We start from the raw sequence: 16,392 nt of genomic DNA on the forward strand, positions 1-16,392 counted from the left end.
GTAAGCGTGGCACGCCCACCGATGGACAAGGGGATCAGGACAGGTAGCCCGCGTACTCAAAGTAGCCCGACCAAGCGGGGTCAAACCCCACCTTCAGCTCCAGCGAGGCGGCCTCGTCACGCAGCAGCAAAGGCGCCAGGGTTTGCTTGGCCAGTTGCTCGTCGCTCACGTAGTACAGGGCTTGGCGGCGGCCAGCGCGCATCAGCGTCATCGCCAAAATGCCCAGCTGCGGGATTTGCAGCAGCGTGGCGGCCTGGTCGTGCAGGTCTTGCACTGCCGTGAGGGTCTCGCTGTCGGGCACGGCCAGGTCCAACGTCAGGGCGTAGGCCAGGTCGGCGCGCATGGCCACGGCGTTGGCGCTGGTGTTGATCATCACCACGCCGGTTTCTTGCGGGCCTTCGCCGTCCCCCTCCCCATCGCCGTCTTCGACGTCATTGCCTTCGTCGTCCACCGCACAGTTGAACTGCAGCTCCAGCCCGTCCCAACTGGGCTCGCCCGTGGGGAAGTGGCCGGTGCGTCCCAGGGTCTGCACCCAGTAGGCATCGAACACGGGCTGCAGCTGGCCCAGCGGCGTCCAGGTCGCGTCCTGGTCGTAGTCTTCGCCCACAAAGTCCACCGCGCCCACCTTCACGGCAAAGTCGAATTCACCCAGCACGTGGTCCATCATGATGAAGGTCATGTGACGGGCATGGTCCTCAAAGTCGTGCGGAATCTCGCGGGCAAAGCGCAGCTCCAGCGCCACCTGGCCGTTGTCTTGCTGCAGCGCTACCAGCACGTCGTTGGTGGAAAGTTCGAACCCGTCCATGCCGATGGGGAAGTCAGGGTGCTTGCTGCGCTCGCGGAACGCGGTCACCCGGTAGTGCGCCAGCTTGGGGGCGGCAGCCACCACCTGCGAGAGCAGCGGAAAGTTTTCAATGCTGCCGTGCGCGGTGACGATCAGCTCGATCACTTCGTCGTCCGGACCGCCCTGCATCTCCAGCGCCAGGCCCTGCACATGGGGCGTCAGCAGGTCGTTGGCCTGCTCCACGCGCTCGCGCAGCGGCACGGCCTGGAGGGTGGCTTCGGCGGCTGCGAAATCGCGCCAGAACGCGGCGATGTGGGGTGTGGACGGCATGGGGTTCCTGAGGGGGTGAAAACCCGTAGTATTTCAGAAGCAGCAGCCCACTCCGCGCGGGATGGGCTGCTTTACATCAAGGCCAGCGGCGGGCCATCACACCAGCTCAATGGCCATGGCCGTGGCCTCGCCCCCACCAATGCACAGCGTGGCCACGCCACGGCGCAGGCCCCTGGCCTGGAGGGCATGGATCAGCGTGACGATGATGCGCGCACCGCTGGCACCGATGGGGTGGCCCAGCGCGCAGGCGCCGCCGTTGACGTTGACCTTGTCGTGGGGCAGGTTCAGCTCTTTCATGAGGGCCATGGGCACCACGGCGAAGGCTTCGTTGATCTCCCACAGATCCACATCGCCCACCTGCCAGCCCGCCTTGGCCAGCACCTTGTGCGTGGCGCCCACGGGTGCGGTGGCAAACCATTCGGGCTCTTGCGCATGCGTGGCGTGGGCCACGATGCGGGCCACGGGCTGGCTGCCCAGCTGCTGGGCAGTGGACTGGCGCATGAGCACCAGCGCCGCAGCGCCGTCGTTGATGCTGGAGCTGGAGGCGGCGGTGATGGTGCCGTCTTTCTTGAAGGCGGGCTTCAAGGTGGCGATCTTTTCGAGCTTGACCTTGCCTGGGCCTTCGTCCACCGACACAACCACCTCGCCCGCACGGGTCTTGACGGTGACGGGCGCGATCTCGGCGGCGAATGCGCCAGACTCGGTAGCGGCCTTGGCGCGCTGCACGCTGGCCGTGGCAAAGGCGTCTTGCTGCTCGCGGGTGAACTGGTACTTGGCGGCGCAGTCTTCACCAAAGGTGCCCATGGAGCGGCCAGCCTCGTAGGCGTCTTCCAGGCCGTCGAGCATCATGTGGTCAAAGATGCGGTCGTGGCCCAGGCGGTAGCCGCCGCGCCCTTTTTGCAGCAGGTAGGGGGCATTAGTCATGCTTTCCATGCCGCCCGCCACCATCACGTCGTGGGTGCCGGCCAGCAGCATGTCGTGCGCCATCATGGCGGCTTTCATGCCCGATCCGCACATCTTGCTGAGGGTGACAGCGCCCGCCTCTTTGGGCAAGCCGGCCTTGAAGGCGGCTTGGCGTGCGGGGGCCTGGCCCTGGCCTGCCATCAGGCAGTTGCCAAACAGCACCTCACCCACGGCGCTGGGGGCAATGCCGGCACGCTGCACAGCGGCCTGGATGGCTGCGCCGCCCAGGTCGTGCGCAGCCAGCGCAGCAAAGTCGCCCTGCAGCGCGCCCATGGGCGTGCGCGCGGCGCCGGTGATGACGATAGGGTCTTGGTGGGCTGGTGTGTGAGGTGTCGGCATGGGTGTCTCCTGTTTTAAAAAGTGGAACGAAGCATGAAAAACTGCGTCAGGCGCGTGCGTGCCATTCAGGCCGGGGCGTGCACAAAACGCCGCTCCTGGTCGTAGGGGAACACGTCGATCACATGACCGGCCTGAATGCGGGTTTTGTGCGCCTGCCAGAAGGCGGCGTCCAGCAGGTCGGCGTGGTGCCGCATGAAGGCATCGCGCACCACGGGCTGGGCCAGCAGGAAGGGACCGAAGGTTTCGGGAAACACATCGCGTGGGCCCACCGTGTACCAGACCTCGCCGCTCATCTCGTCCTCTTCACTGCGGGGCGCGGGCACGCGGCGGAAGTTGCAGTCGGTGAGGTATTCGATCTCGTCGTAGTCGTAGAACACGACCTTGCCGTGGCGGGTGATGCCAAAGTTCTTCCAGAGCATGTCGCCAGGGAAGATGTTGGCGGCCACCATGTCTTTGATGGCGTTGCCGTACTCAATCACGCAGCGCTCGATCTGCTGGCATGCGTGCGGGTCATCAGGCCCAGCGTCCAGCGCCTCTTGCAGGTAGATGTTGAGCGGAATCATGCGACGCTCGATGTACAGGTGCTTGATGATGACTTCGGTCTGGCCATCGCCATCGCGGTCGCTGATTTCTAGTTGGCTGGGCGCAAATTTCTCGATCTCGGCAATCAGCTCGTCGCTGAAGCGGCTGCGCGGAAACGCCACCTCGCTGTATTCGAGCGTATCGGCCATGCGCCCCACGCGGTCGTGCTGCTTCACTAGCAAATACTTGCCTTTGACCTGTTCGCGCGTCGTGTCTTTTTGCGGCGGGTAGTAGTCTTTGATGAGCTTGAAGACGTACGGGAAGCTGGGCAGGTCAAACACCAGCATGACCATGCCCTTGATGCCGGGCGCAATGCGGAACTGGTCGGTGGAGTGCCGCAGGTGCTGTAGAAAATCGCGGTAAAACAGCGTCTTGCCCTGCTTGGCCAGGCCCAGCGCGTTGTAGATTTCGGCCCGAGGTTTGCGCGGCATGAGGCTGCGCAGAAACTGCACGTAGGCGCTGGGCACTTCCATGTCGACCATGAAGTACGCCCGTGCAAAGCTGAAAAGAATCTGCAGGTCTTCCTCGCCAAACAGCGCGGCGTCGATGGTCAGATGCCCCTGGTCGTCGTGCAGGATGGGCAGGGCAAAGGGCACCTCGGTGAAGCCATTGATGATCCGCCCCACCACGTAGGCACCCTTGTTGCGAAAGAACAGGCTGGTGAGCACCTGGATCTGGAAGTTGGCCCGCAGCTTGACCTGCGCCAGCCGGGTTTGCATGGCGGCCAGCACATGGCGCGTGTCGCGCTCGAGGTGGGCAAAGGCGCGCTGCAACCCAAAGTTCTCGACGATGGTGATCAGCGTCTGGTGCAGCGTATCGCGCGAGGGGTAGTAGGCGCGGTAGGTGGGTTTGGCGGTGGGCTCGTCGCTCTCGATGTATTCGGTGCTGACGGCTGGGCGCACAAAAATGAAGTCGTTCTGAAAATGCGTTCGGTGCAGGATCTTGCAGGTGACCGAGTTGAAAAACGTCTCGGCCAGTTCGGGCTGGTGGTGATTGACCAACAGCCCGATGTAGTGGAGCTTGGCCTGGTGCCAGACCGCCATGGGCTGCGCGCCTGCCCCGAACTCCTTCTCCAGCCGCCGCACGCACTCTTTGACGCGCAGGTCGTAGAACTCGATGCGTTCACGCTGCGCCCGCTGCTGACCGAGCCAATCGGCGGTTTCAAACCGGTGCTTGGCACGGGCCGATTCGGTGCGAAACAGGCGGTAATGGCGGTTAAAACCGTCCATCATCGCCTTGGCGATGGCGTAGGCCTGGGGGGAGTCGAGCCGCTGGGGGAACATGGCTGCGCTGGTGGGAGCTGATCGCCGGATTACCCAGAGCCCGTTCTGGCGCCTTAACCCCGCCGAGCGGCCGCCACGCCAGCGATGGCCGCGCGGTACAGAGCGTCCAGGCCTTCGGTGCTGTCCACCGTCATGTGCAGGTTGTTGATGAGCCCGTCCTTGAGCCCGTAGCACCAGCCATGCAATGTCACCTTCTGGCCACGGCCCCAAGCGTCCAGCATCACCGTGGTCTGCGCAATGTTGACCACCTGCTCAATGGCGTTGAGCTCGCACAGCACATCATGGCGATGCTCTGGGGCGACCGAGGCAATCAGATCGCGGTGGCGGTCCCGCACATCCGTCACATGGCGGATCCAGTTATCGGCCAACCCTACACGCATGCCCTCGAGCGCAGCCAGCACGCCGCCACAGCCGTAGTGGCCCACCACCATCAGGTGCTCCACATGCAACTGGTCCACCGCATATTGGATGGTGGACAGGCAGTTGAGATCGGTAGGCACCACCACATTGGCCACGTTGCGGTGGACAAAGACCTCGCCCGGCTCCAGCCCCGTGATCTGGTTGGCCGGCACCCGGCTGTCGGAACACCCCACCCACATGTACTTGGGCTTTTGCTGCGCCAGCAGGCTGGTGAAAAAGCCGGGCCGCTCACGCTCCATCTGTGCCGCCCAAGCGCGGTTGTGTACAAACAGGTCGTCGATGGATGTGGGCATGGTGTCCTTTGGGTCTTTGGGATATCGGTCAGCAGGTCTCTGCAAACAATTCGCGGCCAATCAGCATGCGTCGGATTTCGCTGGTACCTGCGCCAATTTCGTACAGCTTGGCATCACGCCACAGGCGGCCCAACGGGTACTCGTTGATGTAGCCATTGCCGCCAAAAATCTGCACGCCTTCTCCGGCCATCCAGGTGGCCTTTTCGGCGCACCACAAAATGACGCTGGCGCAATCCTTACGCACTTGGCGAACATGGTCCGTCCCCAGCATGTCCAGGTTCTTGGCCACGGTGTAAGCGAACGAGCGCCCTGCCTGCAGCACGGTGTACATATCTGCGACCTTGCCCTGAATGAGCTGGAATTCGCCAATGCTCTGCCCGAACTGTTTGCGGTCGTGAATATAGGGGATGACGTTGTCCATCACCGACTGCATGATGCCCAAGGGCCCTCCTGTCAGTACGGCACGCTCGTAGTCGAGGCCACTCATGAGAACCTTGGCGCCTTGGTTCACCCCACCCAGCACATTCTCGGCGGGCACTTCAACGTCCTGGAACACCAACTCGCCGGTGTGGCTGCCGCGCATGCCGAGCTTGTCGAGCTTTTGAGCGATGGAAAATCCCTTCATGCCTTTCTCGATCAAGAAGGCTGTGACGCCGCGCGCGCCCAATTCGGGCTCCGTCTTGGCATAGACCACCAGGGTGTCGGCGTCCGGGCCATTGGTGATCCACATTTTGTTGCCGTTGAGCAGGTAGTAGCCGCCTTTGTCCTCGGCCTTGAGCTTCATGCTGATCACGTCCGAGCCCGCACCAGGCTCGCTCATTGCCAGGGCGCCCACGTGTTCACCGCTGATGAGCTTTGGCAGATACTTGGCCTTTTGCGCCCCATTCCCGTTGCGGTTGATCTGGTTCACGCACAAGTTGCTGTGTGCGCCATAAGACAGCCCCACCGAGGCGCTGGCGCGCGAGATTTCCTCCATCGCAACCATGTGGGCCAGGTAGCCCATGGCGGCGCCTCCGTACTGTTCGGGCACGGTGATGCCGAGCACGCCCAAGTCGCCCATCTTGCGCCACAGGTCCATCGGAAATTGGTCTGTGTGGTCGATTTCAGCAGCGCGAGGCGCAATTTCCGACTGTGCAAAATCCCGCACGGCATCCCGTAAAGCGTCGATGTCTTCACCCAGTTGAAAGTTCAAACCAGGAAGGTTGGATGGAAGGCTCATGGGGTTGTCTCCTTATCAGAATGGTTGGTGTCAATCACGCAGTTGCTCGCGCCCCACTACCGCCATCAAGGTGCAGCCCATGGTGGCAATGAGCTTTTCATGCCCCGCCTGCAGCGCAAAGGCGCGGCCTTCAGATACGGTGATCGTGCGCCCAGACTTCAGCACACGACCTTCCATGCGGAAGCACTCTCCCGCAGCGGGTGCCAGCAGATTGATCTTGAACTCAATGGTGAGAACCGCAACATCCTCAGGCATGAGTGTCAAAGCGGCATAACCGCAAGCGGAGTCCAGAGCAGCAGATACGACTCCGGCATGTAAAAAGCCATGCTGCTGGGTCAGTCCGTCGGCCCAGTCCAGTTCAATATCGACCGCACCCGGTGCAATAGCAGCCAAGCGAGCGCCCAGCGTTGCCATCGCGCCTTGTTTGCGAAAGCTGTATTCAACACGGGACCGAAATGATGTGCACCGAGGCTCGAATTTAGAAGCTGTCACGAAAGCACCACGAATTGACGTTTACGTAAACGTCAATTATGAATCATTTTTGCTTTTCTGACTTCAACAACAACGCACGGGCCTCTTTTTCATGGTCGCGAACTTCTTCCAGATTGGCCTGGAGGTCTGCCAATTGCGCCTCCAATTGCTTGCGATGGACTGCAAGCACATCCAAAAATTTTTTCAACTGCACACCCGTGTCTCTGGGGCTGTCATACAGATCGATGATCTCTTTAGCCTCCGTTAAGGAGAGGCCTAGGCGCTTGGCGCGCAACGTCAAACGCAGACGAGTTCGATCACGCGCACTGTAAATCCGCACCCGTCCCCCTACACCTGTGCGTTCGGGCTGCAACAACCCCATGTCTTCGTAAAAACGGATCGCCCGTGTAGTGAGATCGAACTCTTTGGCGAGCTCGCTGATGGTGTAAGTGTTGGCCATGCTGAAGGAAAACGCGTAGCGGAGCTCTAAAGCACCACCCGGTTCAAACTGACGTTTACGTTTTCGTCAATGCTATCGCAAGGCAGCCCATATGTCTGAAATCTTGCAACGAACGGCCGATTGAACAGGCGCTCTGTCGTGGTCAAGTTTTTTCGGACATTCCGATAGGGGAGGTTCGTTCAAGCTGAGTGAGCTGACAACGCCTGCTGCATCTCATAGCTATTGGGTGACTGGTATCCCAGCGTGGAGTGCAGCCTGATAGGGTTGTAGAAGCCCACGATGTAGTCCGCGATGTCCGCCTGGGCCTCGGCATGGTTTGCATAGTCGCGCTGCCAGACACGCTCCATCTTCAAGTTCAGGAAGAATCTTTCCATCACAGCGTTGTCCCAGCAGTTGCCCTTGCGACTCATGCTGCACACCAGGCCATGGCGCTGCAGCAACCCCATGTGCAGCTCGCTGGCGTACTGACTGCCTCGGTCCGAATGAACCAGCAATCCTGGCTTGGGCCGGCGGCTTGTGATGGCCATGCGCAGCGCCTCGCACACCAGCTGTGCTGGCATGCTCGGGGCCATGGCCCAGCCCACTACTTTTCTGGAGAACAGGTCCAGCACCACCGCCAGATAGAGCCAGCCACTGCGTGTGCGAACGTAGGTGATGTCGCTGGCCCATGTCAGGTTGGGCTTGTCAGGTTTGAACTGGCGCTGCAGTACGTTGTCTGCAACGGCCAAGCCATGGCGGCTGTTGGTGGTGTGCGTGAACTTGCGCCGCCAGCGTGCTCGCAGCCCGTGCGCGGCCATCAGAGTGCGTGCTTTGTGGCGCCCAACAGCCCAGCCTTGCAATTTCAGCTGTGCACTCAGGCGGCGACTGCCGTAGCTGCTCCCACTGGCATGGAAGACCGCTTTGGCCTGAAGGCTCAGTGGGCTCACTGCAGCCTTTGTGGTGGCGCGCATGCGCGCCGCGTACCAGCCCGAGCGGCTCATGCCCAACACCCTGCACCACTGGCTTACCGTGGCCTTCTGCGCCTGTGCTTGCGCACTCATCAGGTCCTGAATCATTGCATTTCCCGGGCGAAGAAGGCCGACGCTTTTTTTAAGAGTTCATTGTCCGATTGCAGTTGCCTGACCTGAGACTCCAATTGCCGAATGCGTTGCTGCTCGGCCGTCAATGGCTTGCCAACGCCTGGGCGCCTGGGCGCCCGGCCGCCTCTTCGTCGTACTGCGTGGTGCAAGCGCAAAAAGCGAAGGTGTCGGGTACTCGAACAGCAGCCGCTAGTGCAAGGCTAGCGTGCGCTATTTAATACAGGGCGCAGCTGGCTAAAAATATCAAAACCAAACGCAAAACCCCCCAATCCTTATGGACTGGGGGGTATTGGGGCTATAAGAGCCTGACGATGACCTACTTTCACACGGGAACCCGCACTATCATCGGCGCAAAGTCGTTTCACTGTCCTGTTCGGGATGGGAAGGAGTGGTACCAACTTGCTATGGTCATCAGGCATAACTTGGTGCTGTGCTGTTCGTGGAACAGCCTAGCGAATTCATAGAGTTTGGAATCAGATTTTATGTGTTTTGACTGCGTCAACTTGGCATAACAATCTTTGAGCTTTGCACACAACCGTTAGTTGGGTGCGCTGGCTATCAAAGTTATAGGGTCAAGCCTCACGAGCAATTAGTATCAGTTAGCTTAACGCATTACTGCGCTTCCACACCTGACCTATCAACGTCCTGGTCTTGAACGACTCTTTAGGGGGCTCAAGGCCCCGGCAGATCTCATCTTGAAACGAGTTTCCCGCTTAGATGCTTTCAGCGGTTATCTCTTCCACACTTAGCTACTCGGCAATGCCACTGGCGTGACAACCGATACACCAGAGGTGTGTCCACTCCGGTCCTCTCGTACTAGGAGCAGGCTTCCTCAAATCTGCAGCGCCCACGGAAGATAGGGACCAAACTGTCTCACGACGTTTTAAACCCAGCTCACGTACCTCTTTAAATGGCGAACAGCCATACCCTTGGGACCGGCTACAGCCCCAGGATGAGATGAGCCGACATCGAGGTGCCAAACACCGCCGTCGATATGAACTCTTGGGCGGTATCAGCCTGTTATCCCCAGAGTACCTTTTATCCGTTGAGCGATGGCCCTTCCATACAGAACCACCGGATCACTATGTCCTGCTTTCGCATCTGCTCGACTTGTCAGTCTCGCAGTTAAGCACGCTTATGCCATTGCACTATCGTCACGATGTCCGACCGTAACTAGCGTACCTTCGAACTCCTCCGTTACGCTTTGGGAGGAGACCGCCCCAGTCAAACTGCCTACCATGCACTGTCCCCGATCCAGATAATGGACCTAGGTTAGAACCTCAAACACACCAGGGTGGTATTTCAACGTTGGCTCCATGAGATCTAGCGACCTCACTTCAAAGCCTCCCACCTATCCTACACAGATCTGTTCAAAGTCCAATACAAAGCTACAGTAAAGGTTCATGGGGTCTTTCCGTCTTTCCGCGGGGAGATTGCATCATCACAAACATTTCAACTTCGCTGAGTCTCAGGAGGAGACAGTGTGGCCATCGTTACGCCATTCGTGCAGGTCGGAACTTACCCGACAAGGAATTTCGCTACCTTAGGACCGTTATAGTTACGGCCGCCGTTTACTGGGACTTCAATCAAGAGCTTGCACCCCATCATTTAATCTTCCAGCACCGGGCAGGCGTCACACCCTATACGTCCACTTTCGTGTTTGCAGAGTGCTGTGTTTTTATTAAACAGTCGCAGCCACCGATTTTTTGCAACCCCTTTTGGCTCCCTCTGTACGAGTTCACCTACTTGGGGCATACCTTCTCCCGAAGTTACGGTATCAATTTGCCGAGTTCCTTCTCCTGAGTTCTCTCAAGCGCCTTAGAATACTCATCTCGCGCACCAGTGTCGGTTTGCGGTACGGTCGTCAATAGCTGAAGCTTAGTGGCTTTTCCTGGAAGCAGGGTATCACTCACTTCGTCTGCAAGCAGACTCGTTATCACCCCTCATCTAAGCCCGGCGGATTTGCCTACCAGGCACGACTACAGGCTTGAACCAACATATCCAACAGTTGGCTGAGCTAACCTTCTCCGTCCCCACATCGCACTATTGATCGGTACAGGAATATTGACCTGTTTCCCATCAGCTACGCATCTCTGCCTCGCCTTAGGGGCCGACTCACTCTACGCCGATGAACGTTGCGTAGAAAACCTTGCGCTTACGGCGAGGGGGCTTTTCACCCCCTTTAACGCTACTCATGTCAGCATTCGCACTTCTGATACCTCCAGCATCCGTTACCAGACACCTTCACAGGCCTACAGAACGCTCTCCTACCACGTGCAATAAATTGCACATCCGCAGCTTCGGTAACTGGCTTAGCCCCGTTACATCTTCCGCGCAGGACGACTCGATCAGTGAGCTATTACGCTTTCTTTAAATGATGGCTGCTTCTAAGCCAACATCCTGACTGTTTTAGCCTTCCCACTTCGTTTCCCACTTAGCCAATTTTAGGGACCTTAGCTGGCGGTCTGGGTTGTTTCCCTCTTGAGTCCGGACGTTAGCACCCGGTGCTCTGTCTCCCAAGCTGTACTCGTCGGTATTCGGAGTTTGCATAGGTTTGGTAAGTCGCCATGACCCCCTAGCCTAAACAGTGCTCTACCCCCGACGGTAATACTTGAGGCACTACCTAAATAGTTTTCGGAGAGAACCAGCTATTTCCAAGTTTGTTTAGCCTTTCACCCCTATCCACAGCTCATCCCCTAGTTTTGCAACACTAGTGGGTTCGGACCTCCAGTACCTGTTACGGCACCTTCATCCTGGCCATGGATAGATCACTTGGTTTCGGGTCTACACCCAGCGACTGATTCGCCCTATTCGGACTCGATTTCTCTACGGCTTCCCTATTCGGTTAACCTTGCCACTGAATGTAAGTCGCTGACCCATTATACAAAAGGTACGCAGTCACCCTTGCGGGCTCCTACTTTTTGTAAGCATGCGGTTTCAGGATCTATTTCACTCCCCTCCCGGGGTTCTTTTCGCCTTTCCCTCACGGTACTGGTTCACTATCGGTCGATTACGAGTATTTAGCCTTGGAGGATGGTCCCCCCATATTCAGACAGGATTTCTCGTGTCCCGCCCTACTTTTCTCTAACTTAGTACCACACGTCTGTTTTCGCATACAGGGCTATCACCTGCTATGGCCGAACTTTCCATTCCGTTTTGCTAACAGTCGTGCTATCACTAGAAGGCTCTTCCGATTTCGCTCGCCACTACTTTCGGAATCTCGGTTGATGTCTTTTCCTCGAGCTACTGAGATGTTTCAGTTCACCCGGTTCGCTTCGCATACCTATGTATTCAGTATGCGATACCTCTTGCAAGGTGGGTTTCCCCATTCAGAAATCTCCGGATCAAAGCTTATTTGCCAGCTCCCCGAAGCTTATCGCAGGCTATCACGTCTTTCGTCGCCTGTAATCGCCAAGGCATCCACCACATGCTCTTATTCACTTGACCCTATAACTTTGACATCTCTTTCAAGATATCGCCATTATTTTCAAGGAATTGCCAGGTCTTTCACCTGACGCGTTATGCCGTAATGTGAATTATTCTTCGACTCCAGGTATTTCTACCTTTCATCCGAGAACATTCGTCATTACTGAACTTCAATCAGCTTTCGCTTATTGAATATTCGTTTTGACGCAATCAAAAAATTGTCATCAGAGGCACGGTCTGCACTAAACCTTTACGAATGTGCAGTTTCCTCTGACAACTCTGATTCGACTCTATGAATTTTTAAAGAACAGCCGATTGATCAATCGATATTGATCAACAACAAAGTGGCCTTTTGCAAAGCCGCTTTGGTGTTGAAGTCCGATGCTTGTTGGTGGTGGAGGATGACGGGATCGAACCGACGACCCCCTGCTTGCAAAGCAGGTGCTCTCCCAGCTGAGCTAATCCCCCAGTTTCCTCTCACGTATCCGTCTATTGGAATATGGTGGGTCTAGTTGGGCTCGAACCAACGACCCCTGCGTTATCAACACAGTGCTCTAACCAGCTGAGCTACAGACCCATTCCGCCTTCTTGCGAATGACTTCGCAAGTCAGCAGCTTGTTCCAACAACCGATAAGTGTGGGCGTTCAATATTGAATGCAGTTTTCCAGAAAGGAGGTGATCCAGCCGCACCTTCCGATACGGCTACCTTGTTACGACTTCACCCCAGTCACGAACCCTGCCGTGGTAAGCGCCCTCCTTACGGTTAGGCTACCTACTTCTGGCAGAACCCGCTCCCATGGTGTGACGGGCGGTGTGTACAAGACCCGGGAACGTATTCACCGCGACATTCTGATCCGCGATTACTAGCGATTCCGACTTCACGCAGTCGAGTTGCAGACTGCGATCCGGACTACGACTGGCTTTATGGGATTAGCTCCCCCTCGCGGGTTGGCAACCCTCTGTACCAGCCATTGTATGACGTGTGTAGCCCCACCTATAAGGGCCATGAGGACTTGACGTCATCCCCACCTTCCTCCGGTTTGTCACCGGCAGTCCCATTAGAGTGCCCTTTCGTAGCAACTAATGGCAAGGGTTGCGCTCGTTGCGGGACTTAACCCAACATCTCACGACACGAGCTGACGACAGCCATGCAGCACCTGTGTTATGGCTCTCTTTCGAGCACTCCTCTATCTCTAAAGGATTCCATACATGTCAAAGGTGGGTAAGGTTTTTCGCGTTGCATCGAATTAAACCACATCATCCACCGCTTGTGCGGGTCCCCGTCAATTCCTTTGAGTTTCAACCTTGCGGCCGTACTCCCCAGGCGGTCAACTTCACGCGTTAGCTTCGTTACTGAGTCAGTGAAGACCCAACAACCAGTTGACATCGTTTAGGGCGTGGACTACCAGGGTATCTAATCCTGTTTGCTCCCCACGCTTTCGTGCATGAGCGTCAGTACAGGTCCAGGGGATTGCCTTCGCCATCGGTGTTCCTCCGCATATCTACGCATTTCACTGCTACACGCGGAATTCCATCCCCCTCTACCGTACTCTAGCTATACAGTCACAAATGCAGTTCCCAGGTTGAGCCCGGGGATTTCACATCTGTCTTATATAACCGCCTGCGCACGCTTTACGCCCAGTAATTCCGATTAACGCTTGCACCCTACGTATTACCGCGGCTGCTGGCACGTAGTTAGCCGGTGCTTATTCTTACGGTACCGTCATGGACCCCAGGTATTAACCAGAGTCTTTTCGTTCCGTACAAAAGCAGTTTACAACCCGAAGGCCTTCATCCTGCACGCGGCATGGCTGGATCAGGCTTTCGCCCATTGTCCAAAATTCCCCACTGCTGCCTCCCGTAGGAGTCTGGGCCGTGTCTCAGTCCCAGTGTGGCTGGTCGTCCTCTCAGACCAGCTACAGATCGTCGGCTTGGTAAGCTTTTATCCCACCAACTACCTAATCTGCCATCGGCCGCTCCGTTCGCGCAAGGCCTTGCGGTCCCCTGCTTTCATCCTTAGATCTTATGCGGTATTAGCAAAGCTTTCGCTTCGTTATCCCCCACGATCGGGCACGTTCCGATGTATTACTCACCCGTTCGCCACTCGTCAGCATCCGAAGACCTGTTACCGTTCGACTTGCATGTGTAAGGCATGCCGCCAGCGTTCAATCTGAGCCAGGATCAAACTCTACAGTTCGATCTTGATAAATTTAAAGTCTTTCGACTTAACTCATAAAAACGGAATTGAAGTGAACTTCACTTCTATTCTCATGAGCGTTTGTAGTGCTAAGCACTAGTTCCAAAGAACTTGGCACTCGCCATCAAACGCCCACGCTTATCGGCTGTATATTTTTAATGAACCGGATCACAAATCAACCGAAGTTTTCTTTGCTTTCCCGACTTAGCTGCAATCAGCTGAGCCTCGAATTCTAGCACAGTTTTTAAAGTCCTGTCAAACTTTGGGGTCTTTGCAGTTTGCAGCAATTACTCTTTTCAGAACAACTACTGCATTTAGCGCAGCCTTAAATTGTACAACAGTTTTTAACCCGCCGACAACAAAAACCTAACTTTCTGCAACCCCTTCGCTACCCCAACAATCTAAACCGTCTCAGTAGCGAAGCCCTCGATCATAGCACCGTTTTAGAGCACACAGCAAATTCTCGAAAGTTTTTAAGAACCTACTCAGCAACCCCGCCCCCCATAGTCGCAGACAGAGAGCCGCGTCAGAGGGTGACTTAAGTGAGCCACTCATAATTCAGGCCTTATGGCACTCATCACACTCATCAATGCGCAACTGGCCTTCGGCCACGTTGCATTACTAGACCACGCAGGCTTCTCTCTTGAGCAGACGGAGCGTGTAGGTCTGATTGGCCGCAACGGCGCAGGGAAGTCGTCCTTGCTCAAGATTCTGGGAGGGCTGGCAAAGCCTGATGACGGCAGTCTGCAGGTACAGCAAGGCGTACGCATCGCGTACGTGGCACAGGAGCCCATCCTAGACGCCGAAGCCACGATCTTCCAGGCAGCATCCGCAGGCTTGCAGCGGGTGATCGCCATACGGGAGCAGTACCTGGCAGCTGAGGAAGGCGTGGATCTGGACGCCCTGCAATCAGAAATTGAAGCGTTTGATGCTTGGAACTGGGAGCAGCGCGTGGAAGAAACTCTGCAAAGGCTTCACCTTCCACCTGAAGCGGTCGTGGGCACTCTTTCGGGAGGAACCAAGAAGAGAGTGGCGTTAGCCCAAGCGCTCGTGTCGCGCCCAGATGTATTGCTGTTGGATGAACCGACCAACCACTTGGATCTGGACTCCATTGAGTGGCTGGAAGATTTGCTGCTGGACTTTCCGGGCAGCGTAGTCACCATCACACACGATCGGGCATTCCTTGACCGAATTGCAACCCGGATTGTGGAGCTAGATAGAGGTCAGCTGCGCTCGTATCCTGGCAACTTCGCTCAGTACCAACTCCAGAAGGAAGAGCAGCTAGCGCAAGAGGCCGTCATCGCGGCCAAGGCCGACAAGCTACTAGCACAAGAAGAAGTGTGGATTCGCAAAGGCGTGGAAGCAAGACGCACCCGAAGCCAAAGCCGAATCAGCCGACTGGAAGCTTTGCGCCAGAGGCGTGAAGCACGGCGCGATGTGGTGGGTAGCGTCAAAATGGACGTTGCAACCGGATCAGGCAATGGATATCAGGGCAAGATCGTTGCAGAACTCACTGATGTGGGCAAGGCGTTTGGCTCCAAGCAGATTGTCCAAGGCTTTACTGGCACCATCTTGCGCGGCGACAAGGTCGGCTTGATTGGCCCCAATGGCGCAGGCAAAACCACCTTGCTGAAACTCATTTTGGGCGAACTCCAACCCGACGAGGGCAGCATCAGGCAAGGGGCTAATCTTCAAATCGCCTACTTTGACCAAATGCGCCATGCGATCAATCTCGATGCGACGCTGGAAGACTTCATCAGTCCTGGCAGCGAGTGGATTGAGATTGGCAATCAACGCAAACACGTCAAAAGCTATCTCAGCGATTTCCTGTTCTCACCAGCTCGCGCTCATTCACCAGTGAGCTCACTCTCAGGGGGGGAGCGAAATAGATTGCTTCTGGCAAGGCTGTTTGCACGGCCAGCCAATGTTCTGGTGCTGGACGAGCCGACGAACGATCTGGACATCGATACCCTGGATTTACTGGAAGAGCTGCTAGAAAGCTATCCAGGCACCGTCTTCTTGGTCAGCCACGATCGAACTTTTCTGGACAACGTCGTCACCAGCACTATTGCTTTCGAAGGCAACGCTCACTGGCGGGAGTACGAGGGCAGCGTTCAGGATTGGTTAATCCAATCCAAGCGGGCCCGCACTCAAGCCCCCGCAGACAACAACAAAAAGGTTTCCGCGGAAACTCCAGCTCCGATAGCCGTCCAAGGCTTATCTAACAAGCGCGAGCAGCTATCAAAAAAGAAGCTTAGCTACAAAGAACAGAAAGAGCTGGAGCAATTACCGGCGACCATAGAGGCGCTCGAGGTAGAGCAAAAGATGCTGAACGAGCAGCTTGCCGATGGAAGCCTGTATGCATCTGATGGGATCAAGGCAACAGCAATGATGACAAGGGTCGCAGCTATTGAAGAAGAGCTGCTATTGGCACTAGAACGCTGGGAAGCACTGTCTGCTTAGCCCTTAAAGCACTTGGCAACCAAACTAATCCACCGATTGCCAGGTGCTTTTCTCACGCACTCGGGCGATCTCGCCCAATGGAG

General features: G+C 56.6%; 8 protein-coding genes, 2 tRNA genes, 3 rRNA genes and 1 pseudogene. 1 reads left to right on the forward strand and 13 read right to left on the reverse strand.

Annotated elements, in window-relative coordinates; translation table 11 throughout:
- Nucleotides 1-34 precede the first annotated feature (34 nt).
- The 13 genes and pseudogenes from C8C98_RS04540 to C8C98_RS04600 form a co-directional block, all read right to left on the reverse strand.
- On the reverse strand, nucleotides 35-1,114 hold the full coding sequence (locus C8C98_RS04540; RefSeq protein WP_121453314.1) for a DUF695 domain-containing protein: 1,080 nt from the start codon (nucleotides 1,112-1,114) through the stop codon (nucleotides 35-37).
- Between the two features lie 96 nt (nucleotides 1,115-1,210).
- Nucleotides 1,211-2,416: an acetyl-CoA C-acyltransferase gene (locus tag C8C98_RS04545; protein ID WP_121453315.1), complete on the reverse strand. Its 1,206-nt coding sequence runs from the start codon at nucleotides 2,414-2,416 to the stop codon at nucleotides 1,211-1,213.
- A gap of 65 nt (nucleotides 2,417-2,481) precedes the next feature.
- On the reverse strand, nucleotides 2,482-4,281 hold the full coding sequence (aceK, locus tag C8C98_RS04550; RefSeq protein WP_121453316.1) for a bifunctional isocitrate dehydrogenase kinase/phosphatase: 1,800 nt from the start codon (nucleotides 4,279-4,281) through the stop codon (nucleotides 2,482-2,484).
- Between the two features lie 53 nt (nucleotides 4,282-4,334).
- On the reverse strand, nucleotides 4,335-4,994 hold the full coding sequence (gene can / locus C8C98_RS04555) for a carbonate dehydratase (RefSeq protein WP_121453317.1): 660 nt from the start codon (nucleotides 4,992-4,994) through the stop codon (nucleotides 4,335-4,337).
- Between the two features lie 28 nt (nucleotides 4,995-5,022).
- A complete protein-coding gene (locus tag C8C98_RS04560; protein ID WP_121453318.1) occupies nucleotides 5,023-6,213 on the reverse strand; it encodes an isovaleryl-CoA dehydrogenase in 1,191 nt (396 codons plus the stop codon).
- Nucleotides 6,214-6,243: 30 nt separating this feature from the next.
- The gene (locus C8C98_RS04565; RefSeq protein WP_121453319.1) at nucleotides 6,244-6,627 is read right to left on the reverse strand and encodes a PaaI family thioesterase; all 384 of its coding nucleotides are present in this window, start codon (nucleotides 6,625-6,627) and stop codon (nucleotides 6,244-6,246) included.
- A gap of 121 nt (nucleotides 6,628-6,748) precedes the next feature.
- Nucleotides 6,749-7,144: a MerR family DNA-binding transcriptional regulator gene (locus C8C98_RS04570; protein WP_121453320.1), complete on the reverse strand. Its 396-nt coding sequence runs from the start codon at nucleotides 7,142-7,144 to the stop codon at nucleotides 6,749-6,751.
- A 179-nt stretch (nucleotides 7,145-7,323) separates the two neighbouring features.
- A pseudogene (locus C8C98_RS04575) lies at nucleotides 7,324-8,330 on the reverse strand (IS3 family transposase); the annotation flags it as partial.
- A 196-nt stretch (nucleotides 8,331-8,526) separates the two neighbouring features.
- Nucleotides 8,527-8,639: ribosomal RNA gene (gene rrf / locus C8C98_RS04580) — 5S ribosomal RNA — on the reverse strand.
- Between the two features lie 152 nt (nucleotides 8,640-8,791).
- Nucleotides 8,792-11,670, reverse strand: a 23S ribosomal RNA gene (locus C8C98_RS04585).
- 371 nt (nucleotides 11,671-12,041) lie between these two features.
- Nucleotides 12,042-12,117: transfer RNA gene (locus C8C98_RS04590), tRNA-Ala, on the reverse strand.
- Between the two features lie 32 nt (nucleotides 12,118-12,149).
- Nucleotides 12,150-12,226, reverse strand: a tRNA-Ile gene (locus tag C8C98_RS04595).
- Nucleotides 12,227-12,317: 91 nt separating this feature from the next.
- Nucleotides 12,318-13,846, reverse strand: a 16S ribosomal RNA gene (locus tag C8C98_RS04600).
- Together the 16S, 23S and 5S rRNA genes with 2 tRNA genes alongside form the textbook arrangement of a ribosomal RNA operon.
- Nucleotides 13,847-14,413: 567 nt before the next feature.
- Between C8C98_RS04600 and C8C98_RS04605 the strand changes: the two genes are divergently transcribed.
- The gene (locus C8C98_RS04605) at nucleotides 14,414-16,309 is read left to right on the forward strand and encodes an ATP-binding cassette domain-containing protein (RefSeq protein ID WP_121453322.1); all 1,896 of its coding nucleotides are present in this window, start codon (nucleotides 14,414-14,416) and stop codon (nucleotides 16,307-16,309) included.
- Nucleotides 16,310-16,392 lie beyond the last annotated feature (83 nt).

The organism is Acidovorax sp. 106, assembly GCF_003663825.1.
GTDB lineage: Bacteria > Pseudomonadota > Gammaproteobacteria > Burkholderiales > Burkholderiaceae_C > Acidovorax.